The following is a 23,488-nucleotide window of genomic DNA, read 5'->3' as shown; positions in this document are numbered from 1 at the left end:
AATACCAATCATTCTATACCTCCCCCCAGCTACGCATAGCAAAAACAAGCACAAAAAACCGCCAGAACCCCATGGATTCACCCCTGGGCTCTGACGGTTTTGATTCATATTTTACCGAGTACAGTTCTAAGTTAAACCTGTCTTGATGCAATTTCCTCTTTTAACTGGGCAACAACCTCATCGACCAGCTTCACGCCCAGATCGCCTTCGCCACGTTTACGTACAGATACCGAGGCAGCATTTTTCTCATTCTCCCCTACAACGAACATATATGGCATTTTCTCGAGCTGTGCCTCACGGATTTTGTAACCGAGCTTCTCGTTGCGAAGATCCGCTTCCGCTGCGATTCCTGCACGTTTCAACTTCGCCTCTACTTCACGGGCATAGTCGTCGTAGTTTCCAGATACCGGAATGACTTTGGCTTGTACAGGAGACAACCAGAGCGGGAATGCTCCTGCGAAGTTTTCTAACAAAAATGCAGTAAAACGCTCCATTGTACTAATTACGCCACGGTGAATAACAACTGGACGATGTTTCTGTCCGTCATCACCGACATATTCAAGTTCGAAACGCTCAGGCAGCAGGAAGTCCAGCTGAACCGTCGACAATGTTTCTTCTTTTCCTAGAGCTGTTTTAATCTGCACATCCAGCTTCGGACCATAGAACGCCGCTTCGCCTTCTGCTTCATAGAACGGGAGGTCAAGCTCTTCCACAACTTCACGCAGCATACGCTGGGACATTTCCCACATCTCGTCGTTCTGGAAGTATTTCTCGGTGTCCTCTGGATCACGGTAAGACAGACGGAAACGGTATTCGTGGATACCAAAGTCTTTATATACGGTCTGAATCAATTCAATAACGCGAGCGAACTCTTCTTTAATCTGGTCTGGACGCGCAAAAATGTGTGAGTCATTCAACGTCATCGCACGAACACGATGCAGACCAGTCAGGGCGCCAGACATTTCATAACGGTGCATCATGCCCAGTTCAGCAATACGGATTGGCAGATCACGGTAGCTGTGCATACTGGATTTGTACACCATCATATGGTGAGGACAGTTCATCGGACGCAGAACCAGCTCCTCGTTGTCCATTACCATTTTAGGGAACATGTCCTCTTGATAGTGCTCCCAGTGTCCGGATGTTTTATACAATTCCACATTACCGAGTACGGGTGTGTACACATGCTGGTAACCCAAACTTTCTTCCAAATCTACAATGTAACGCTCCAATGTACGACGAAGCTTGGCTCCATTCGGCAGCCAGATTGGCAAACCTTGACCAACCAACTGGGAGAACGTGAACATTTCCAATTCCTTACCAAGTTTACGGTGGTCACGCTTGCGCGCTTCCTCAAGGAAGTGCAGATGCTCGTCCAGCTGTGCTTTTTTCACAAATGCAGTACCGTACACCCGTTGCAGCATTTTGTTTTTGCTGTCTCCGCGCCAGTAAGCGCCCGCTACGTTCATCAGTTTGAATACTTTAATCTTGCTTGTAGACGGCAAGTGTGGTCCACGGCACAGGTCGAAAAATTCACCTTGCTCATAGATCGTAATTACGCTATCTTCCGGCAAAGCATTGATCAACTCAAGTTTGTATGGGTCGCCAACTTCATTGAAAATGTTAATGGCTTCCTCGCGGCTAACTTCCTTGCGCACGATTGGCAGATTTTCGTTGACGATGCGCTCCATTTCCTTCTCGATCTTCTGGAGATCTTCCGGATTCAGCGCGTGTTCCAGATCCATATCATAGTAGAAACCATCCTCAATAACTGGTCCTACACCCAAGTGTACTTCTTTGTTTCCATACAAACGTTTAACCGCTTGAGCCAGCAAGTGTGCTGTACTGTGACGCATGACTTCGAGACCTTCTGGGGAATCCAGCGTTACGATCTCCACCAAAGCTCCTTCATGAAGTGGAGTGGATAGGTCGACCACGATGCCGTCCAGCTTACCTGCTGCCGCATTTTTACGAAGTCCGCTGCTGATCGAAGCGGCTACATCCTCAATACTACTGCCATCTGCATACTCACGTACCGAACCATCCGGTAATTTAATGTTAACTGCCATTTGTCTCATTCCTCCTGTAAATAAACATGTTACATTCCAGCCTCTTGAATAAACACTTCTTTAAAGCTTACTTCCGCAACACTGTGGATTAACGGAAAGCACGCAAAAAACACCCGTCCCGGCAAGGGACGAGTGTTGTGTTAAATAATCTCGTGGTTCCACCCTAATTCAGCTGATCATCCTTGATTTTAGGAATTCAGCCCTCATTGGCATGTCGGTAACGGGCATGACCCGGCAGATCCTTACTCATAAAACCGCCCATCGTCTAAACAGTAGGGTTGTTCAGGCTTTATTTTCAAAATTGCAGCTTCAAAGGGGTAAACCATACGTGATATCCGGAGGAAATTTCAGCCCAGGTTCCTCTCTCTGCACCGATCAAACGTGTGGTTCATGTCTTTATCAACGCTTTTGTTTTTCCAATTATTCTTGATCAACAGTTATTATAATTGCCGAGATCGCCTGCGTCAATACCCGAGAGCAATCCTGAGCGCAACACTTCACATTCAGGACATTGATGGCATATCTGCACTTTATCTTCGAAGATCTGGCATATGGTTGAGATGATAGGAAGCTCTGGTGTACTCGTATGCAGCATCACTTTTTCCGGTGATATGGAGATGAGCGTACTCACAATCATATCTTCAATATCCATTTCCAGTTCGAGTCCTGGCATCTCAACAACCACCTGCTCATCCTTCTGTACAGGCAGCACGTTAAGCCCCGCATCAAGCACCTGAAATTCATGTTTGCCTATGTGAATCAGATGAATCAAAGGAACTTTCGCCTCCTGAAAAAAAACAAAGTACTTCAGCAGCCCCATAAACTCCTCATACTGGCGATCCATCCAGAACTCATCAAGTGCATACTCCACTAATTCCTGCAATTCTTGTTTGTAAGACCTTATGCGAAAATTCATGATCCCTTCGAGATGGAAAAAATGTACCTCTTCCAGATCCTGCCGCAAACCTTTGGCTAATGTGGTACGACGGCGTTCGCGAAGGCTTAGCTGATCCATATCACTGTTTCTCAACAGTGGCATACAGATTCGATGAATTTTCTCAAGCTCATGCTCATCCATCACGGAACATGATTTGGCAATCATACCCTCTACAATGCTACTTTCTTTTGTCTCCATAATAAAATCAGCAATACCTAAGGATAGCAAATCACTAATCTGCGGTAGCCATTGCTGGAAATCCTCGTGATTCTCATTCCCTCTGCATATCCAGACTGCCCGGCTATCCTTATGTTTAAAGACAAGCCGAAATCCTCTTTTACTTATATGTAAACCTTTGAATTTATCCTTGATGCACTGATAAAAGCAATCTGCCTCGTCTTGTCCGGACACATTCGTCCATACTGCAAATAGTTCCATTCGAATCACTCCTTTCCTTCCTCTTCAAAGTATATGGCAAGGCCCATAGGGATATACGAAGCGGTTTGATGGAAAGAGTGTCATGATTTCTCAGTATATAATTTTGGAGATCTCGCAAAAATGTGTTATTATTTTTATAACAGTATCTTTTACGGAAAGGGGGGAAGCCAAGCATGAGACAATATCGTAGACTGCTTCATCACATGGTTATCATTATTTTGTGCGTCTTTCAGGCGCTGTGTTTCCCCGTCCCAATGCAGACCGAGTCTGCCGTTGGTGTATCCGTTGATGCCACTTCGAATAAAGAAGTGCTAGAGATTCTGCCTCAAATACCCGAGAATCAACAGAAACCTGTTATTCGCAAAAGCTCACAAGCGATGTCTAAGCTGGTCGCCGTGAAGCAAACCAAACCCGTATTTCTTGTCCTCGCACTATTCATTGTGTTGCGAATACCCACAACAGGTCTGTCATTCAAACCGAGGTATTGTCTGTTAAAACGCAGATTATTTCTGCTACCCATCAAATGTACCAGCACGTATATATCCCTCTCTCCAGCGGCACCCAAATACGCTATCGCTCTATAAGAGTCACATCATATATTCGGCTGTGTCAGGAATTACTGGCTCTTGTTTCCTTGCGCCGTTTGAATGTTCCGCTTGAGCAGCAGATGACTGACTAGGGAATGATCAGCCTTCCTTCTATGGCCAGCCTCAATTACTAAGGAGGCATACTATCCATGGATGTACGCGAAACAGACCTGCCTGGAATCGGCAAAAAATTTCAGATTGAAACAAGCAGCGGTGATAAAATCGTCATTATTATTCACGATGACGGCCGCCGGGAGATGTACCATTTTGAATATGATGATCCAGATCAAAGCATCTCCATGATTACACTCGATGACAATGAGGCAAGACAGATTGCTGCAATTGTTGGTGGATTGACTTACAAACCAAAACAACTTGAAAATATTGAAGTGACTTTTGACGATCTGATTATCGAGTGGTACAAAATCGAAGCATCCTTTGGATGCATTGGCAAGTCCATCGGGGAATTGAATGTACGTCAAAACTCTGGCGCAACGGTCATTGCTGTTGTGGAGAAAAACCACAAGAAACACATTAGCCCGGGTCCGGAAGTTGTGATCACTGCAGAATCTACGGTAGTCGCTGTTGGCGAACGGAACCAACAGAAGCTTTTCAAGTCCCTCCTCATGACAGGAAGGGGGTAATTCGATGGATCATTTGATTTTTGAAGTAGGTCTGGCGCTGGTGCTCATTGCAGCAGCCGGCCTTTTATCCGCAAAACTGAGATTCTCGGTTGTTCCGTTTTATATTCTTATCGGAATGGCTGTGGGACCACATGCCATGCAGATCTGGCATTTGGACTTCCGATTTATTGAAAGCCAGCCGTTCATCGACTTTATGGGTCGAATCGGTATTCTGTTCCTTTTATTTTATCTAGGTCTGGAATTTTCAGTAGGCCGTTTAGTTAAATCGGGCCGCTCCATTGTTGTTGGAGGCTCGATCTATATCGGGATTAACTTTACATTAGGATTAGTGTTCGGTTTTGCATCCGGCTTCCCGGCGGCTGAGGCACTCGTTATCGCAGGTATTACTACGATTTCATCCAGTGCTATTGTGGCCAAGGTACTCGTTGATCTGAAGCGAACAGCCAATCCGGAGACAGAAATGATTCTGGGTATTATCATGTTTGAGGACGTTTTCCTCGCTGTATATATCTCCATCCTCTCCGGACTAGTGCTCAGTGATTCATCCACCATCGGTGGCGTGATCATGTCGGCATTGATTGCTCTTGGCTTTATGCTAATTGTCATCATTATCGGACGCAAAGCTACACCGTTACTGAATAAATTACTCAAAATTCGTTCCAATGAATTATTCTCTCTTGTTGTTTTTGGCGCTTTGTTCCTTGTCGCAGGATTCTCCGAAACGATCCATGTCGCTGAAGCGATTGGGGCGTTGCTTGTCGGTCTTGTCCTTGCCGAGACAGAACATGCCAAACGGATTGAACATCTCATTTTACCTTTCCGTGATTTCTTTGGAGCGATTTTCTTCTTCAGCTTTGGACTGTCTATCGATCCGTTGTCCCTTGGCGGTGAAGCCGTATGGCTAGCAATCATTGCCGTTCTGCTTACGTTGTTTGGTAACTTCCTTGCAGGTATGATTGCTGGACGAAGTGCGGGTCTTTCACCAAAGGCATCCGCTAATATCGGATTAACCATTGTATCTCGTGGTGAATTTTCTATAATTATGGCCAACATGGGTAAGGCTGGTGGACTGTTGCCATTGCTTCAACCTTTCGCTGCACTGTACGTACTGATTCTAGCGATCCTTGGGCCATTATTAACGAAAGAGTCCAAACACGTATTCCGTATTTTGGATAAAATATTCAAGTTCAAAGATCATCGCAAGAAGAAAGAGGAACCTCGAGTTCTACAAAATGAAGGATAAACAAGTCTATGTACAATAGACGAATGATTGTACCTAGCAACTGAGCGGCTACATGCCGAACTTTCTGTGAAGACCCCAGGGAGAATGGCTCGCGACGCCGCACATAAGGAGGGTGACCTATGAAAGCACCTCTGATATCGGCTAGTCCAATGCCACGCACAGCCAAAAGTAACATATCGACCTCTCGTCGCTGGTTGAACCTCTTTTTGGTCATCATTGGCGGAGTACTGGCCTCCGTGGGACTTGAGTTATTTTTGCACCCTAACAAAATAATTATTGGCGGTGTAACGGGAATTTCTTCCCTTTTTGCACATTGGACTGAGCTTCGAATTGGTTTGTTTCTGTTCTTATTCAATGTTCCATTTATATTTCTATCCTACAAGATAGTGAAGAAAAAGTTTGTACTAGTTACTGTTCTGGGTCTGGTTGTCTTTTCGATCGGTGCTATTGTGTTACATCCCATGCCGCCACTCGTCGAGCACCCTCTGGCTGCTGCTATGTTTGGAGGATTATGCTTGGGGCTCGGAATCGGGCTTGTTGTTCGATATGGCGGAACACTGGATACGCTGGAAATCGGTGATCCGTCCTCTCGGCCGCCTGAACGTGTATTTAGCGGAAAACGGATGCTTATCGAAAAAATAATCATGCTGCTTAACTTGATCATATTGACAGCTGCTGGTGTTGTTTTTGGCTGGGATCAGGCTATGTATTCTGTCATCGCTTATCTGATTGCTTATGAAATGGTGTACCTTGCCTTCCGGGGGTTCTCTCCAAAGCGCAGAGTATGCATTCTGACTACACAAAGCGTTCAAATCGAAAAGGCTATACGTAATCGCCTGCGTCGTGAACCAAAAAGACTGGAAGCCAAGGAGTCTTCGTCCATCGCTGGAACGGAAGCTTGGATGGGACAGATTCCAGGGACACTGTACTACGAAGTTCACTTCCTAGAGATGATTTGGTTAAAATCGATCGTCAGGCATGTCGATCCACATGCAGGCATTGTTTCGAATCCAGAGAAATAAAACAACTAGATACGTATAGACCATAATAAAACGCTCACTTCCCTGATGAACTGTATGGAGATTCTCCATTGTTCAACACTCGGAAGCGAGCGTTTTTTTCGTTTAACCTTCAGATTATGAACAATTATAGTTCTACAATTGCCTTAACCACTTGTGATTCGGGTAATAGCCAAATGTCTATTGCATTTGGCAGTTCATCAAAAGGCGTTCTATGTGTAATATAACCATCCATCGTTAATCTTTTGTCACGCAACGTCGTTAACACCTGTTCAAAATCCTGACGCGTAGCATTCCGGCTCCCCAGTATACTCATCTCACGCTTGTGAAATTCCGGGTCATGGAACGTAATATCCGCTTTTACCAGTCCAACAAAGATTAACTGTCCGCCGTGCGCCACATACGAGATGGCTCCATTCATAGAATGCACATTACCTGTCGCATCAAATACAGCAGTCGCATAATCACCGCCTGTAATCTCGGAAACTCGTTGGATCGCCGTGTCATCTGCTTGTACAATCTCATCTACCCCAGCCCAGCTTCGGCTTAGTTCCAGCCTGTCCAGGTTACGATCCACTGCGATGACGTAAGCACCTGCTTGTTTGGCAAAAGCCATAACACCAAGTCCGATGGGCCCCGCCCCAATAACCACGACTCGCTCCCCCGGTTGTAATGCAGCTCTGCGTACAGCATGAGCCCCAATGCTAAGTGGTTCAACCATGGCTGTCTCATCCAGCGTTAACCCCTCTGCTTTTAGCAGATGAGAGACGGGCACTGTAATTCGTTCCCTCATCCCCCCATCTACATGTACACCCATTACTTGCATGGAAGCACAACAGTTTGTTTTGCCCGAACGACAAGCAACACAATGTCCGCAATGCAGATAAGGGATAATGCTTACCTGATCCCCAGACTTTAAACCAGCCTCATTAGGGCCGATTTCTTCAATGATGCCTGCAAGTTCATGACCAAGTACACGAGGATACGTAAAAAACGGCTGATTACCTTTGTACGCATGCAAATCTGTACCGCAGATACCAATCCGCCGAATGGCAACCAATGCTTCTTCCTCTGCTCTTTCGGGCTGTGGCAGTTCCTTCAGCACCAACCGATCCATTTCTTCACATACAATAGCTCTCATCGCTGTTCCTCCTCTGATGCATTCGAGGTTATATTGTAGTTCGCGTTTACGTTTACGTTATATTCATCCAGTCCGCTTGGCCATGATTCGTTGAGTAGTGGAGCTAGAATGCGCAGCACCTCCGTTAACAACTGCTGATCTATCGGCTCTTCAATCCAGGCCGCATTATTGACAATGTTGCGCTGGCTTGCACTGCTCACGAGGGTTGTCGGAATCTGCTCATTCGCTGTGGAGAATTGCACAGCCAGCTTGGCAATATCACTGCCCTGCTCCTTACAGAATTGTGCTGCCTGGAGACAAAGCTCTTTTACCTGGTCACTTGCCGGATGCCAAGCTGGTGTTCCGCGGGTGCTCAATAATCCCATCGAGAGAGGGGAAGCGTTTACAAGTCCAACCCCTTTTTCCTCCAGTAGGGGCAGGAGCGATAACAACGACGTATCATTTAAAGCATAATGACAATATGAGATAATGGCATCCGCATTCAGCTGGGGTAACATTTTTTCAAACAGAAGTAGTGGCAGGCCACAGATCCCCGCGTAACGAATGACCCCCTGCTCTTTAAGTTCTAACAGCGTTGGAAAAGCTTCTTCAATAATGATCTCAGGGGCCACAAACTCGATATCATGCAGAAATAGAATATCTAAATAGTCTGTATGCAGCCTTGTCATACTTTCTTGTACACTAGATAGAATACGCTTGCGAGAAAAATCAAACTCATGTTCACCATAACGTCCAGCTTTGGTGGATAACGTATAAGAGCTACGGGGTAAACTGCGGATCGCTTCACCTAATACAGCTTCCGCCTTGGTTAATCCGTAGTACGGCGAGACGTCTATATAATTCATGCCTGCATCCATCGCTGCATGAACGGTACGAATACCTTCATTCCGGTCAATATCACGAAACACAGAACCCAGTGAGGATGCACCGAAGCTTAGAACAGGTACATCTAGTGCTGTCTTTCCAAGTTTTCTTGTTTTCATCGATTTGTTCCTCCCAGCACGGTTGAATAGACAACTGTCCCTCCATTGTATCAGTTAAAAATCCATATAACATATCGTGAAATGCGTAATATGTACTGTTTGATGATCTTTTTGATGGGTGGACAACAATAAAAAAGGGACAAAACAGTTTGATCTGTTTCATCCCTTCTATTTGTAACGGACCTACATTCATTTAGTAGGAAAAATGATATGAATGACGTACTTATAAGTGCTATACGTAAATGTTAGTTCTGCATGACAAAGTCTTTTGGCACACTACTCTCATCATCAAACATACGCAAAATTTCATATCGAGTATTGCGCTGCGCCGGAATATAACCGGACTCTCGAATCAGGCGAAGAATGGATTCAATGTTCACTTTGTACGTTGCACCTGCGGAGGATACCACGTTCTCTTCAATCATTGTACTTCCGAAGTCGTTACAACCGAATTCAAGCGATTTTTTACCAATCTCAGGCCCCATCGTTACCCAAGAAGATTGGATATTTTTAATATTATCGAGCACCAGACGGCTAATCGCTACCGTTTTCAGGTACTCTTCAGGTGTCTGACGCTCCAGCTTAAGATTGGTATTATCCGGCTGGAATGTCCACGGAATAAACGCCAGGAAGCCTTCGGAGTCATACTTATTGGCAATGCACTCATCCTGCGCGTCACGTACACGCATCAAATGCAACGCACGCTCTTCCATCGATTCACCCAAACCAATAACCATCGTTGCCGTTGTATTCATCCCGATCCGGTGAGCGGTCTGCATAACATCCATCCAGTCACGCCATGAGCCTTTCAGGCGGCTAATTTTGCGGCGCGTACGGTCATCGAGAATCTCAGCTCCGCCACCAGGCAGGGAATCCAGTCCAGCTTCATGAATAGCACGTACAACCTCTTCCAACGTCAGACCGTCAGATACTTCAACCATTTTCATGATTTCAGCTGGCGAGAAGGAGTGCATCGTAATATTCGGGAAGCGCTCCTTAATTGCTTTGAGCAGGTCCGTATAATAGCTAAAAGGCAGGTTCGGATTCGTTCCACCCTGCATCAGAATTTCAGTTCCGTTCACATCTTCGGTTTCTTTAATCTTCTGAAAAATCACTTCATCTGGCAGAACATACCCTTCTTCTGAACCAGGTCTGCGGTAAAAAGCACAAAAACGGCAGTAGACGTCGCACACATTCGTGTAGTTGACGTTACGCCCAATAACAAATGTCCGGTATGGCTCAGGGTGCATACGTTTCATAATGACATTAGCAGCAGCACCGATCTTGTCCACTTCGTTGGATTCAAATAACTGAATCGTGTCTTCCAGGTCTAAACGCTCGCCCCGAAGGGCTTTATCTAAGATACGGTCTACCGTACTCATCGTAAAAAAGCCTCCCTCGTAAAGAGAAAATAAATACGACGAACCGTCCTGACTTGTTAAAAAAGCAAGTTCTGACTGTAACATCGCATTTCAGTACTCCACATATCGTAACACAGGTTACATGTGAAAAAAAGCACCTTATGAAAAGGTGCTTAAAAAATAAGTTTAAATTTTTACATATCCAGTGGTCACTGTGCTTATCCAATTCTTATCTAATTCCTTTAACGCAACGGATTAGACTGCAACGCTTGCTCAAGATCTGCAATCAGATCATCTATATCTTCAAGTCCTACAGAGAAACGAAGAAGGCCATCTGTAATGCCACGCTCATGACGAACCTCTGCTGGCATAGCCGCATGAGACATCATCGCCGGGTACGAAAGAATGCTCTCTACCGCTCCTAGACTTACAGCTACAATGGGCAGTGTGACTTGATTCAGAACCGCTTTTGCGCGTTCACCTGAACCTACGTCAAACGATACCACCGCTCCGTAGCCTGTAGACTGACGCTCATGTGCTTCTCGGCCAGGATGATCCTTCAAACCTGGGTAATACACAGCGGATATATCTTGGCGATCGTTGAGCCACGCAGCCAATTTGGCTGTGCTCTGTTCACTGTGAGCCATCCGTGCGCCCAGTGTCTTCATGCCGCGCATCAAAAGCCAGGATTCTTGGGCACCCAGAACAGTGCCTAGCCCATTTTGTAGCTGTTTTAGCTGCACACCCAATTCATCTGTACGCGCAACAGCCAGACCTGCCAACACATCACTGTGACCGCCGAGAAATTTCGTAGCACTATGTACAACGATATCTACCCCAAGCTCAATCGGACGTTGATAGTACGGTGTCATGAACGTGTTATCCAGAATGGTGATCAATTCATGCTCTTTGGACCAGGACGTCACAGCTGCAATATCCGTAATCTTCAAGGTTGGATTGGAAGGTGTCTCCATATAAACGGCCTTGGTATTCGGCTTAAGTGCTGCTTTGACTTTATCCAGGTCGGTCATATCCACAAAAGTAGTCTCAATCTGCAACCGGCTTAATATGGTCGTCAGAAGTCGATAAGTTCCTCCGTAAACATCCTCCGTTACAATCAGATGATCGCCCGCAGAGAACATCATGAACACACTGGATATAGCCGACATTCCTGATGAATAAGCAAATCCACGTACCCCGCCTTCAAGCAGGGCAATGTAATCTTCCAGTGCTTGACGTGTAGGGTTGCCGGAACGGCTGTAATCATGCTGAGGTGGATTAAAGATATCAAAATGATGAAACGTGGAAGCTTGGTAGATCGGCACACTGGAAGCGCCCGTTGTCTTATCAATCTCATCCCCGAAATGAAGCAATTTCGTATCAAACTTCAGTTCTGACCTATTGGGTTTATTGTTGCTCGACTCACTCATGAAGTTACGCCTCCTTCCACTTCCTGCTGTGCTGCCAGTAGTGCAGCATTGAGATCAGCGATCAAATCCTCCGCATGTTCGATCCCTACCGAGAATCGAAGCAGACGATCATCCACCCCTACAGCGTCACGAATTTCAAGCGGAATATCCGCATGCGTTTGCACAGCAGGATACGTCATCAGTGATTCTACACCCCCGAGACTCTCGGCAAATGCAATCAATTTGATATGACGCAGTATTGGCTCGACGTAGCGTGCATCTTTCACTTTGAAAGAGAAAATACCTGTATTTCCCGAAGACTGCTTCTTCTGAATTTCATATCCCGGGTGATCGGATAATCCCGGATGGAACACATCCGTAACGGCCGGATGCTCAAGCAGGAATTTTGCAATGGTAAGCGCGTTATATTCATGACGTTCCATACGGAGAGCTAGTGTTTTCATGCCTTTCATCAATTGGTACGAATCACTAGGCGATAACACAGCTCCAATGGAGTTATGGAGAAATGCGATCTCTTCAGATAAAGCCTCACCCTTGGTGATAATCAGTCCAGCAAGCACATCATTGTGTCCACCTAGATATTTAGTGGCACTGTGTACAATGATATCTGCACCGAGTTCGATTGGACGCTGGAAGAACGGTGTTAGCAGTGTGTTGTCCACAATAGTGAGTAACCCGTGATTTTTAGCCCAAGTAGCTACCGCTTGAATGTCAGTAATCATCATCAGCGGATTCGTTGGAGTCTCGATAAATACGGCCTTCGTATTTGGCTGACGGATGTTCTCCAGTGCTTCAAGATCGTTCGTATCCACATAACTTGCCGTTACACCGAATCGTGATAAAATGCGTTCCAGCAACCGATATGTACCTCCGTAGAGGTCGAGAGAAACAATTAGGTGATCCCCTTGACCGAACATCGCAAAGATCGTTTGGAGTGCTGCCATACCTGAACTACAAGCAAAACCTGCATCACCGGACTCCAGCGCTGCTGCAGCTTCCTCCAGTACTTTACGTGTTGGATTCGTCGTACGAATGTAATCGAATCCAGTACTTTGTCCCAGCTTCGGATGGCGGAACGCAGTGGATTGATAGATCGGAAAGTTAACGGCTCCTGTAACCGGTTCATTGATGGATCCAATCTGAGCTAAACGGCTTTCAATTTTCAACTTGTTATCTTCCATTACTGCATCCTCCTGTAATCTCGATTAAATTTGCGGACCAATATCGTAAGGTGTTTCCTGATACACATAGTAATTGAGCCAGTTAGAGAATAATAAATTAGCATGCGCACGCCATGTAGCTGGAGGTACACGGGATGGGTCGTCATTAGGATAATAGTGTTTCGGGAGTACAATATCTAAACCTTTGGCGACATCACGGTCATACTCCCATTTTAATGAGAAAGGATCATATTCGGCGTGGCCTGTGGCAAAGATTTGTTTCCCGTCTTTGGTTGCCACTAGGAATACGCCTGCTTCCTCTGACTCAGCCAAAATTTCCAAGTTGTCGATTTTCTCGATATCCTCGCGTCTAACTTCTGTATGTCTAGAATGTGGGATGTTGAAAACTTCATCAAATCCACGCAGCAAGGGTACGTGAGACTTGTTAATTGTATGTGGAAATACGCCAAAACACTTTTCATCTAACGCAACTTTGGGTACATCAAAATGATGGTATAAACCTGCCTGAGATGCCCAACATATATGCATTGTCGAAGTCACATTGGTTTTAGTCCATTCGAAGATTTCCTGTATTTCTTCCCAATAATTCACGTCTTCAAAATCCATTTGCTCCACCGGAGCTCCTGTAATGATCATACCATCAAAACGGCGATGCTGGATCTCATCAAATGTTTTATAGAACAGGTCCAGATATTCCTGGGACGTATTCTTGGAAGTATGGGACTTGGGATGTACCAGTACCACATCGACCTGAAGTGGAGTGTTACCCACCAATCGCAGCAATTGCGTTTCGGTTGTCTCTTTGGTAGGCATCAGATTCAAGATCGCGATACGGAGTGGGCGGATATCCTGCTTGTATGCAGACGATTCGTCCATGACGAAAATATTCTCCCCTTCAAGCACTTCTTTGGCTGGTAAGGTATCCGGAATTTTAATTGGCATGGTAAGTTAACTCCTCCTTGTTCATAGATCACATTTGCCGCGAAATTCACTGTTGAGAAGTTGGGGCATATAACAAAGACCTCTCTCGTATTCCGAGAAAGGTCATATGTAAACAAGATATTCGCCTCTCTCATCTCTCAGTTACAACAGCACTACGGGAGTGCTTGGTCGCTGCAAGAATTAGCACCGTGCGGTATATCGCCGGTTGCCGGGTTTCATCGGGCTAGTCCCTCCACCTACTCTTGATAAGATTTCGCTGTATTCAATTATAGTTCAAATATATTAACTTTTACTTTAAAACATTCCTGCTCTCACGTCAAGATGTTAGTTGAGCGGTCTGGGGATAGATTTTGGAACGGTTTATTGTTCACAATCATACACTGCCTTAGAGCGAAATAGACACATTTTTGCGCTTGAAAGCACTCTGGACCAGCGGTATACTAGACAAGTGTTTATCAGCCCTTATGTGAGAGGTGACATATTAAATGGATGGCGACCCGAGGCCTAACTGGCAGTCGAATTCCGAACAACTGCATAGAGAATTGACATCAGCATGTCGGCAGCGGGACGTTTCTTCCCTTTGATTATAGAATGATGTACGCAGTACACACATGATTTTCAGGCCTGCTGCCGACCGGCTGATCTGTTCTTTTGCGCCCATATTAATGATGAAATCCGCCATAACGGCGGGTGCAGAAGGAGTAGATAACATGAAAATCCGGTTGGTTAACAATGGTGTATTTATCCCTGTGGATGACATTCAGCAAGCATTGACCCCACCCGCGGAAGGATTCTACTGGATTGATGCGGACGTGGACGATCTCGCTGTACTTCAGCCACTGTTCTCCATACATGATCTGGCTGTGGAGGACTGTCTGAGTGATGAGGAGCAGCGTCCAAAGATCGAGATTTATGAGAACCATTATTTTATCGTAATCAATAGCATTCGTTTTGATGATGAAGAGATTTTTCTACGAGCAGTCAATCTATTTCTTGGCAGACACTATATCATCAGTGTAACGAAACAAAAAGTCAGCGAATTGCGTACTTTGAAGCCGATTCTCTGGGAACAGGAGATCAGCACCCCTGATCGTTTTCTCTACCTCTTAGTGGACCTGATTGTTGATAATTATTTCACCGTCGGTGATCGAATTGAAGTGCGGATCGAGAAGCTTGAGGAAGACATTCTAATGCATACCAAAAAGTCACATCTGAATGAAATCATCGGTCTGCGAAGTGAAATTCTATGGTTGAAGAAAGTGCTGGGACCTCAAAAAGAGGTCATCAACACGTTGAATAAAAAAGATCTGCGTCTCATCGATGATCAGTTGCAAAAATATTTCAGTGACATCTATGAGAACGCCGTAAAAATATCGGAAACGTTCGAAACATATCGCGATCTGATGGGCAACTTGCGAGAAGCTTATCAATCCAGTATAGCGAACCGTGCGAATGAGATCATGCGGGTATTTACCGCAATTACGACGGTGTTCATGCCGCTGACAGTTATTACTGGAATATACGGAATGAACTTTGATAACATGCCCGAGTTGCACTGGAAATACGGATATTATGCTGTGATCGGCCTGATGGTTACACTGGGCTTGAGCATGTTTTTCATTTTCCGCAAAAAAGACTGGATCTGAAATCACCTGTACGCCTGCTGCAAATTAAAATAAGACGAAGCACTCCTTCTCCCGGAATGGCTTCGTCTTTTTGATTGATGTCTTTTCTGGGCTAACCTGCGTTACGTTCGGTTTCTACATGTCTGCGAAAACGGATACGTATCATACGTAATCGTTCATATACTTGCTCCAGTCCGCCTTCAGGACGTTCTTCTCCATATACTTTATGTAACACAGGCTTCAAGAATGTATCTCCCAATTCCTCATATGCCTGCCATACCGCCTCTTGTTCTGTTTCAGGCATAACGGCCAGTTCTACATCAAGCAGTGAGTCCGTATCATATCCTTCCAGATCCAGTGTTTCCAGTAGCTCGATCAATTCCCGGCGAGATAACCCTGATCGATTGACGATTTCTTCTAACGTTTGTCCTTCTTTCATTCCTTCAAGTACATTTTTACGAGTCAGAAATTTGTCCAGTTCCTGTTTGAATTTCTGCTCTTTCTGCTTGTATAACCAGCTCTCGTACTCTTCTTCTTTCAGCACCGTATATACCCAATCCAGCGGGAAAGAGCTTGAGCGCTCAACTCCGTTCGTCATCTCCAGCCATTCCATCCCATACTCCGATGCTTTACTCTCACCAACTCCTGGTAGCTGCATCAACTCATCCATCGTATGTGGAACAAAAGCACTGATCATGCGCAAAAGTCGATTAGTGGCCACAAAGTAAGGGGCTTTTCGATCTGAGGCGGCTTTTTGTCTGCGCCAAACACACAGTTCTTCGTACAACGACTCATTCCCATATAATTCACTAAAACAATGCAGACGTTGTCCTGCATAACTGCGCAGCTTCAGATCCTCATTCTCATGATACAAACCATGCAACAATGGACGGTATCCTTCGCTCATCTGCATGGCAAGCTGATGACGATAAATATGCAGTAATTCCTCCCAGGAAGTTCCCTCATACCAGATCTTATCCTCTCGGTCGCCTGCTTCATATCGACTCCATCCTAAATGCCAGGCGTTGTCCTCCTCCCCAATCCACAGCTGAGCTATTTCCTCATTCTGATCTGACATTCTAGACAACTTATTCATGAATATCACTTCCATCGCTGTTCCCCTCCTTATAACGTTACAGCTGGCTAATGAACCAAGGTACTTCCTGTCTCCAGATCGCACAAAAAAAGCACCCCTCCTGCAAATATCATTGCAAGAGAGGTGCTTCCTCATTAACCGTACTATGCTGTTGGATGTATTATACCACAATGGTAAAATCCGTCAATGGGCGTCTTTATTTGGTCAAGGCCAATTTCGCTAACGCTAACGAACCACACAATCCTGCATTATCCCCAAGGCCTGGTGAAACTACGTACTGATCCATCTCGGATTGAAGGGACGGATGCTGAACATATTCTGCCAGCAGTTCTTGCAATTTGCGGCGAACCATCGGGAACAGATGCTCTTGCTTCATTACGCCTCCACCCATCACAATTTTCTGAGGAGACAGAATCAATACATAATTCATCAATGCGTGTGCGAGATAATGCGCTTCAATCTCCCAGGCTTTGTGGTCAGCCGGCAGTTCATAAGCAGGCTTCTCCCAACGCTTGTTAATAGCAGGTCCTGCTGCGAGTCCTTCGAGGCAGTCCCCATGATACGGGCAAAATCCTTCGTAGGTATCTTCTGGATGTCTACGTACCATGATATGGCCCATCTCCGGATGAGACAATCCATGAACCATTTTTCCGCCAACTACAGCTCCAGCACCAATGCCTGTACCTACGGTTATATATAGACAACTATCCAGCCCCTTGGCAGCTCCCCAGGTAGCTTCACCCAAGGCAGCACCATTCACATCGGTATCAAACGTCATAGGTACATCAAAGTGTTCCTTAAGCTTGCCAATCATGTTGTACTGTCCCCAATGTGGTTTCGGTGTTGTCGTAATGTAACCATAAGTCGGGCTACCCTCAATCGGATCAATCGGACCGAATGTACCTACACCCAACGCTTCAATGCCTTTGCCTTCAAAAAAAGAGATCACCTGAGCCATCGTCTCTTCTGGTGTAGTTGTTGGAAAGCTGATCCGTTCCAAAACCTCACCATGTTCTGTTCCAATACCACATACAAATTTCGTACCACCTGCTTCAATCGCACCTAAAACTGCCACGTTGTAATCACTCCTATGTTGAAATAAAATAAGAATCTCTACTGACTTCAGAAAATGTAGGATATGCGAAATAGCTTAGTTGCTCTCGAGTTTATTCAGTCGTTTCAGTAATGTCTGTCTCCAGCTGTCCGCAAGGGCAGGAAGTGCTAACAAAGCCCGCATTCCTTCCACATTCTGTTTCTCCTGATACATAATTCGATTCGCTTCCAGAATCGTCATCGATGAATCATCGGTGCGAATCTTTCTGAAACGTGATGCAGGCCCGACCTCTCCCTCTTTTAGTACTCGAAAATAAAAACCGGTATGTCCACTTTCCTGAAAATAAAGAGGAAGCGCCTTGTAATTATACCTTGCACTCAGTTTAAAACATGGCTGTCTTGGTTGACTGACTTGTACCTGCGCGTCGCCGAATTCAAAAACATCACCAATGCGCACGGTTTCTTCAGTACAACCTGCAACGGTTAGATTCTCACCGAAAGCTCCCCATTGCAACTTTCGACTCATCTGCTGCTCTATTGCTTCGTAACGGCTATAATCATAGACACACAGAGCTTTGTCAGGCCCCCCATGGTTCACCAGATCCGCCTGAGCATCTCCGGTCAGTCCAGTAAACGAAAGAAAGACCGGGACAGCGACAGGTTGCTTCACGATACTACTCCATACTTCTTGCTTCTGACCAGGCAGTAGTTGCGGCTGCCCTACATTAATGGCCAGAATAGCCGCATTAACCTCTTCTGGAATTGGATTAGGTATAAGTTTCATGGTTACTCCATACCTCCTGCAATCACTTTTTATCGAATAGAACCGCCAAATACGAGCGTATTACTTAACAACCTGCCTGGAGAAGTCAGCATCTTGCCGCCCGCATACATACCTGAAGACGCACCGCCATCCAGATTCATCGCCTGTTTGGCCCCCAGCTTCTGCATCACGGCTGCCCATTCTTTCATTGTAGCACCAGAAACGGTAGCAAGCATAATTGAACCATCGCCCATAATCGCAATTCCGCTTCTCGCTCCGGATGAATTCAAAATCTTGGGATCTTTAAACCCTTCACTTGCGGGATTCACGGATATCTTGCCGTCTTTCACCAGACGTGGACCAGCACCTACAGCCGTCACAACATCCTGCCAAGGAATTTCTTGACCCGCTGCATTCGTATATCTGTAATTCATCTCTACAGTAGAGCCTACAGTGAAACGATCTGATGTAGACTTCTCCTTGCCTGTGAAGATAAGGACCGATCCATTTTTGGGGATAGTTACATTGGTGTTAGGGACTTTTTTAGTGACGATCCCTTTTTCGATCACCACCGCTGTACCTCCTTTAAAACCTACGTTAGCTCCACGTTCAGGGGTATAGAGCATGGTGATACTAGCATCTGCAGAAGGTGTCCGGTTAACAAATGTTGCATACCAGCTGCGTGATTTTCCATTTAGATCAGTTACTTTCCCTGTCAAACTCACTTGAAGTGAATCCATTAGAACGGATCCATCTGCTTTGAAGCCGATGGATGTACCATATCTTCCTATATGTATTACTTTTCCATTTGCTATTAACATGCCGTAGGGATCAGGTGCACCTTGATATGCTTCAAAAAAAGCTCCGTTAATTGCTGCTTGTGCGCCATATGCTTTTACAATGGATGGCAATGTTGCTGTTTGACCAACCTGCTTCTTCGCAAGACCTACCGTTACCGGTGTCCCTTTGGGGATGGAAACGGTCTGAACCGTAAAACTGCGTCCTGCTGCTTTTACTTTCTGTACCTTTGTAGTAATTGCTCCTTTTGCATCAACCTTTTGCGGAGAACCCACCGCACCCGATAGTAATACCGGTAATGCAAGGACGAGGGCCAGCGCCCCAGTCCACCACTTTTTATTTGATCTATTCGCTGTCATATTGCTACTCACCCAGTTGCCACTCCCATCCAAGAGCCTAGACTCTTCATCTCAAGTTGTTCAAACTTGTCCATCACCATATCGGGATCCAGACGTAATTCACAACCTTCCAGCTTGCAAGCAACCGGAACGGCACAATGAATCTCTGCCAGTTTGCGCGACAGATGCAGCATATCGAGATCACTCTCAATTTTTTTACGTACTGATGGAGTAAGTTTTTCCAGATTGCTTAATATCCCTTCAATCGAGCCATACTCCTGCACAAGCTTCAAAGCAGTCTTCTCACCAATGCCTCGTACCCCAGGATAATTATCACTGGCATCTCCCATCAGACCCTTCATGTCGATGATCTGACGAGGGGTTAGCTGTTTCTCGGCCATCAATGTTTCCGGATTATACACCATGTAGTTGCCGTGGCCTTTTTTCATAATAATGATACTTGTACGATCATTGATCAGCTGAAGCATATCATGATCACCCGTCAGCACCATCACATTCACATCAGTCTCTTCGGTGTAGTACTTGGCGAGAGTTCCGATACAATCGTCGGCTTCAAATCCCTCAGCACCAATATTCGGAATGTTCAGACTATCCATCACTTCACGGATCAGAGCAAACTGGGGAATGAGATCATCCGGTGCTTCGGATCGATTACCCTTGTAAGCTGCGTACTCTTCACCACGAAACGTTTTGCCCCCCATATCCCAACAGCAGATTACGTGACTTGGTGCAAATGTCTGAACCGCATCCCAGAAATAACGGATAAATCCATAGACTGCGTTGGTTGGAAGCCCTGCCTTTGTCCGTCTGATATATCCGCTCGCAGATGTCGCATAAAATGCACGGAACAACACTGCCATACCGTCTACCAGTAACAAAGTAGGTTCATTACGTTGATTCACTTGAAATTGTTCTCTCCTTGATCTATGAAAGTCGAACACCCATGTCTGGATTCAACTTCAATAGTATATAAAATATCGAAACTCATTCTATCATTATAGCATAGTTACGCCAACCTTCGTCGGACCAAAAAAGCCCTGAATTTTGAACAATTCAAGGCTTCGTTCTGGTACTTTGTCAGGCTTTGTTCCATTCCTGCTCATACGTATCTTCCTTAAAACCCACGGTAACTTTCTCTCCATCGGTTACGATTGGACGTTTGATGAGACGGCCATTGGAAGCCAGTAACGCAATCTGTTCCTCCGCCGACATCCCGGGCAGCTTATCCTTGAGCTTTTGCTCCTTATAGACTTCCCCGCTGGTGTTAAAAAACTTTTTGATCTCGAGTCCACTCTTCTGAATCAGCTCGGTTAATTCCTCTTTTGAAGGCGGTGTATCGAAAATAGGGATCAGTTCCAGCTCATGTCCCTTTGCTTCAAGCCATTTCACAGCTTTGCGGCATGTGCCGCATTTGGCATATTGATATACTTTTAGTTTCGTCATGGGATCGCTTCCTTATCATAGGGGCTCGGGTTTTGGTCTCTCGCTTCCCTTGGTTTGCTCCGCAAATCCAAAAGTCGCTCCATCCCAATACCCTCGCCCGGCAGTTTTCTTTTTTGGCTGATGCGGGCTTACCGCCCTCCATCTTGCCATCATCTCATTTCCTGTGGCTTTAAAATACCTTAAAGCCGTTACATTACATACTCAAAGTTCCAAAGACTCGTTAGCCTGCGGCGTGCTGTTCAGACGCTTTGCTCGCTGATCTTTTTCAACCTCTGGACACCTCAAAGTTCCAAAGGCTCGTTAGCCTGCGGCGTGCTGTTCAGAACGCTTCGCTCGCTGATCTTTTTCAACCCCGGACACACTCAAAGTACTAAAGACTCGTTAGCCTGCGGCGTGCTGTTCAGAACGCTTCGCTCGCTGATCTTTTTCAACCCCGGACACACTCAAAGTACTAAAGACTCGTTAGCCTGCGGCGTGCTGTTCAGAACGCTTCGCTCGCTGATCTTTTTCAACCCTTGAACACCTCAAAGTTCCAAAGGCTCTTTAGCCTGCGGCGTGCTGTTCAGAACGCTCCGCTCGCTGATCTTTTTCAACCCTTGAACACCTCAAAGTTCCAAAGGCTCTTTAGCCTGCGGCGTGCTGTTCAGACGCTTTGCTCGCTGATCTTTTTCAACCTCTGGACACCTCAAAGTTCCAAAGGCTCTTTAGCCTGCGGCGTGCTGTTCAGACGCTTTGCTCGCTGATCTTTTTCAACCCTGATTACATCTCCAGCTTTTTTCACCTATCCATTAGCTTTTTTGCACAGTCTCTCTAGGTGCTGCTTCAATATCCAAGCGCTTTTCCAGCGCTGCCATATCTGGCGGCAATGGTGCTTGGAACGTCATGCGTTCCCGAAGAATGGGGTGTTCAAATCTCAGTTCGCATGCATGCAACGCTTGACGCGCTATCCATGTATCCCGTTCCTCTCGAACACCCCTTGTCTGCTCATCTACGTTATGCACAGGTAACGTCTTATACATCTGATCACCAATCAACGGACAACCAATGGATGTCATATGTACCCGGATCTGATGTGTCCTCCCACTCTCCAGCTTCAAACTAACCGCACTAGCGCTTCCATCCGACCAGCGTGCCAGCGTGGTATACAACGTTCTAGCCGCATACCCGTCGGGTGTAACAATGCGGCGATGCGGCTCTTCTGGATCACGGTCAATCGGGCCGTCAACTGCTCCCTGTTCTGGAACAGGGCTGCCGTGCACCAGCGCGATATATTTTTTATCCACTGTGCCCGCGATCATCTGCTCCGACACATGCTGATGCACGTAAGGATTTTTGGCAATGGCAAGTACGCCGGAAGTTTCCTGATCTAATCGGTGAATAGGCCGAAAGCGGAACTTCTCGCCTTTCTTTTGCCAATAATGCACCACACCATTCGCCAAAGTACCTGTATAATGTCCGTGGGTGGGATGAACGATAATTCCTGCATCTTTGTTCACAATCAGCAGATGTTCGTCTTCATACAGCACGGTAAACGGAATATCCTCTGGCAAAATATCATCTGATTCTTCTTGCTCCATCCGAACTTCCACCAGATCCCCTGTACACACCTTCACACTGATGTATACCCGTTCACCATTAAGCATAACCCCTTGCTCGGTGAGCTTAATTTTAGACAACAGCTTACGCGAAACCTGCAGCCGTTTCTGAAGCACGGTTTTCAACAGCCAGCCGTCCTCCGCTTCGGTCACTCTGTAGGTAATCGGCGCATAATACAAGCTCACTCTTTACGGCGGAATACTTTTTTGCTCCGCACATATTCAATATCAGCAACTTGTTGTCTCGCATTGGCTGTCCGTGCAACAACAAAGAAATAATCAGATAAACGGTTTAAATACCGACGCACCGACGGATTAATATCCGTATGCTGTCCAAGCGTAACGGTACGACGTTCTGCGCGGCGGCACACCGTACGGCACACGTGCAGGGCTGATGAGAGCTGGCTTCCCCCAGGAATAATAAAACGTTCCACTTTCGGGTTCTCGGCATCGTATTGATCAATCCACTCCTCCAGACGTGTGACCATCTCATCGCGCACTTTGTATTTTGTTTCACTTAACCGTACAAAAGCCAAATCAGATCCGCAGTCGAACAGTTCCTGTTGCACTTCCAACAGATGTTCACGCAGGTCTGCGAAATCCCCATTGGCAGAATCAATTAGACTAATGGCTTGACCAACAAAGCAATTCAATTCATCAATCGTACCATAAGCTTCAACCCGGTCATCATCCTTGATAACCCGGCCTCCAATCACTGAAGTCTGACCTTCGTCACCGGTTCGTGTATAAATCCCCATCCGAATCCCTCCAATTGTATATT

General features: G+C 45.9%; 22 protein-coding genes and 1 riboswitch. Of the genes, 5 read left to right on the top strand and 17 right to left on the bottom strand.

The annotated features are described in order from the left end of the window. Positions 1-131: 131 nt before the first annotated feature. Both thrS and ytxC read right to left on the bottom strand, forming a co-directional pair. Positions 132-2,069 (bottom strand): threonine--tRNA ligase, encoded by a 1,938-nt coding sequence (gene thrS, locus PQG66_RS01010; RefSeq protein WP_272034139.1) that lies wholly within the window; start codon positions 2,067-2,069, stop codon positions 132-134. Positions 2,070-2,499: 430 nt separating this feature from the next. Further along, a complete protein-coding gene (gene ytxC / locus PQG66_RS01005) occupies positions 2,500-3,444 on the bottom strand; it encodes a putative sporulation protein YtxC (RefSeq protein ID WP_272034137.1) in 945 nt (314 codons plus the stop codon). A 173-nt stretch (positions 3,445-3,617) separates the two neighbouring features. Between ytxC and PQG66_RS01000 the strand changes: the two genes are divergently transcribed. The 4 genes from PQG66_RS01000 (at position 3,618) to PQG66_RS00985 (ending at position 6,940) form a co-directional block, all read left to right on the top strand. Next, positions 3,618-4,028 (top strand): hypothetical protein, encoded by a 411-nt coding sequence (locus tag PQG66_RS01000; RefSeq protein WP_272034135.1) that lies wholly within the window; start codon positions 3,618-3,620, stop codon positions 4,026-4,028. A 152-nt stretch (positions 4,029-4,180) separates the two neighbouring features. Further along, complete coding sequence (locus PQG66_RS00995) at positions 4,181-4,675, top strand: cation:proton antiporter regulatory subunit (protein WP_272034133.1); 495 nt, start codon at positions 4,181-4,183, stop codon at positions 4,673-4,675. A 4-nt stretch (positions 4,676-4,679) separates the two neighbouring features. After that, the gene (locus tag PQG66_RS00990) at positions 4,680-5,918 is read left to right on the top strand and encodes a cation:proton antiporter (protein ID WP_272034131.1); all 1,239 of its coding nucleotides are present in this window, start codon (positions 4,680-4,682) and stop codon (positions 5,916-5,918) included. A 119-nt stretch (positions 5,919-6,037) separates the two neighbouring features. Then, positions 6,038-6,940 (top strand): YitT family protein, encoded by a 903-nt coding sequence (locus tag PQG66_RS00985; protein ID WP_272034129.1) that lies wholly within the window; start codon positions 6,038-6,040, stop codon positions 6,938-6,940. 124 nt (positions 6,941-7,064) lie between these two features. Here PQG66_RS00985 and PQG66_RS00980 read toward each other — a convergent pair whose 3' ends face one another. From PQG66_RS00980 to PQG66_RS00950, 7 genes are all read right to left on the bottom strand, one after another. Further along, positions 7,065-8,078, bottom strand: coding sequence for a zinc-binding alcohol dehydrogenase family protein (locus PQG66_RS00980; RefSeq protein ID WP_272034127.1), 1,014 nt, complete (start codon positions 8,076-8,078; stop codon positions 7,065-7,067). Continuing rightward, entirely contained in the window at positions 8,075-9,061 is a 987-nt protein-coding gene (locus tag PQG66_RS00975) for an aldo/keto reductase (protein WP_272034125.1), read from the bottom strand. Before PQG66_RS00975 ends, PQG66_RS00980 begins: the two co-directional genes overlap by 4 nt. Positions 9,062-9,306: 245 nt before the next feature. Continuing rightward, positions 9,307-10,443, bottom strand: coding sequence for a cyclic dehypoxanthinyl futalosine synthase (gene mqnC, locus PQG66_RS00970; RefSeq protein WP_272034123.1), 1,137 nt, complete (start codon positions 10,441-10,443; stop codon positions 9,307-9,309). A gap of 221 nt (positions 10,444-10,664) precedes the next feature. Further along, entirely contained in the window at positions 10,665-11,852 is a 1,188-nt protein-coding gene (locus PQG66_RS00965; protein ID WP_272034121.1) for a trans-sulfuration enzyme family protein, read from the bottom strand. Continuing rightward, positions 11,849-13,033, bottom strand: coding sequence for an aminotransferase class I/II-fold pyridoxal phosphate-dependent enzyme (locus PQG66_RS00960; RefSeq protein WP_272034119.1), 1,185 nt, complete (start codon positions 13,031-13,033; stop codon positions 11,849-11,851). Before PQG66_RS00960 ends, PQG66_RS00965 begins: the two co-directional genes overlap by 4 nt. A gap of 24 nt (positions 13,034-13,057) precedes the next feature. Then, on the bottom strand, positions 13,058-13,975 hold the full coding sequence (gene metA, locus PQG66_RS00955) for a homoserine O-acetyltransferase MetA (RefSeq protein ID WP_272034117.1): 918 nt from the start codon (positions 13,973-13,975) through the stop codon (positions 13,058-13,060). Between the two features lie 127 nt (positions 13,976-14,102). After that, a riboswitch (SAM riboswitch) is annotated at positions 14,103-14,227 on the bottom strand. Positions 14,228-14,456: 229 nt separating this feature from the next. Next, positions 14,457-14,687, bottom strand: coding sequence for a hypothetical protein (locus PQG66_RS00950; RefSeq protein WP_272034115.1), 231 nt, complete (start codon positions 14,685-14,687; stop codon positions 14,457-14,459). On the opposite strand from PQG66_RS00950, the gene corA reads away from it, so the two are divergent. Beyond that, positions 14,686-15,621: a magnesium/cobalt transporter CorA gene (gene corA, locus PQG66_RS00945; protein WP_272034113.1), complete on the top strand. Its 936-nt coding sequence runs from the start codon at positions 14,686-14,688 to the stop codon at positions 15,619-15,621. The two genes, PQG66_RS00950 and corA, sit on opposite strands and share 2 nt — an antisense overlap. Positions 15,622-15,712: 91 nt before the next feature. Here the strand turns inward: corA and PQG66_RS00940 are convergent, their stop codons facing one another. The 8 genes from PQG66_RS00940 to PQG66_RS00905 all read right to left on the bottom strand — a co-directional run bounded on the left by PQG66_RS00940 (position 15,713) and on the right by PQG66_RS00905 (position 23,465). After that, positions 15,713-16,711 (bottom strand): HRDC domain-containing protein, encoded by a 999-nt coding sequence (locus PQG66_RS00940; protein WP_272034110.1) that lies wholly within the window; start codon positions 16,709-16,711, stop codon positions 15,713-15,715. Between the two features lie 181 nt (positions 16,712-16,892). Further along, a complete protein-coding gene (locus PQG66_RS00935; protein ID WP_272034108.1) occupies positions 16,893-17,771 on the bottom strand; it encodes an ROK family protein in 879 nt (292 codons plus the stop codon). 75 nt (positions 17,772-17,846) lie between these two features. Continuing rightward, positions 17,847-18,533: an MOSC domain-containing protein gene (locus PQG66_RS00930; protein ID WP_272034106.1), complete on the bottom strand. Its 687-nt coding sequence runs from the start codon at positions 18,531-18,533 to the stop codon at positions 17,847-17,849. 29 nt (positions 18,534-18,562) lie between these two features. Continuing rightward, positions 18,563-19,681 carry a phosphodiester glycosidase family protein gene (locus tag PQG66_RS00925; RefSeq protein ID WP_272034104.1) on the bottom strand — a complete coding sequence of 373 codons (1,119 nt, stop codon included), beginning with the start codon at positions 19,679-19,681 and terminating at the stop codon, positions 18,563-18,565. Next, positions 19,678-20,571 (bottom strand): 5'-3' exonuclease, encoded by an 894-nt coding sequence (locus PQG66_RS00920; protein ID WP_272034102.1) that lies wholly within the window; start codon positions 20,569-20,571, stop codon positions 19,678-19,680. The genes PQG66_RS00925 and PQG66_RS00920 overlap by 4 nt, the downstream gene beginning before the upstream one ends. A gap of 175 nt (positions 20,572-20,746) precedes the next feature. Then, positions 20,747-21,112 (bottom strand): arsenate reductase family protein, encoded by a 366-nt coding sequence (locus PQG66_RS00915; RefSeq protein ID WP_272034100.1) that lies wholly within the window; start codon positions 21,110-21,112, stop codon positions 20,747-20,749. Positions 21,113-21,900: 788 nt separating this feature from the next. After that, complete coding sequence (locus PQG66_RS00910) at positions 21,901-22,893, bottom strand: RluA family pseudouridine synthase (protein WP_272034098.1); 993 nt, start codon at positions 22,891-22,893, stop codon at positions 21,901-21,903. Then, the gene (locus tag PQG66_RS00905) at positions 22,890-23,465 is read right to left on the bottom strand and encodes a cob(I)yrinic acid a,c-diamide adenosyltransferase (RefSeq protein WP_272034096.1); all 576 of its coding nucleotides are present in this window, start codon (positions 23,463-23,465) and stop codon (positions 22,890-22,892) included. The genes PQG66_RS00910 and PQG66_RS00905 overlap by 4 nt, the downstream gene beginning before the upstream one ends. Positions 23,466-23,488: the final 23 nt, after the last annotated feature.

Origin of the sequence: Paenibacillus sp. JJ-100, from assembly GCF_948329825.1 — a bacterium.
Lineage (GTDB): Bacteria > Bacillota > Bacilli > Paenibacillales > Paenibacillaceae > Paenibacillus.
This window is presented reverse-complemented; position numbering and strand designations above follow the sequence as displayed.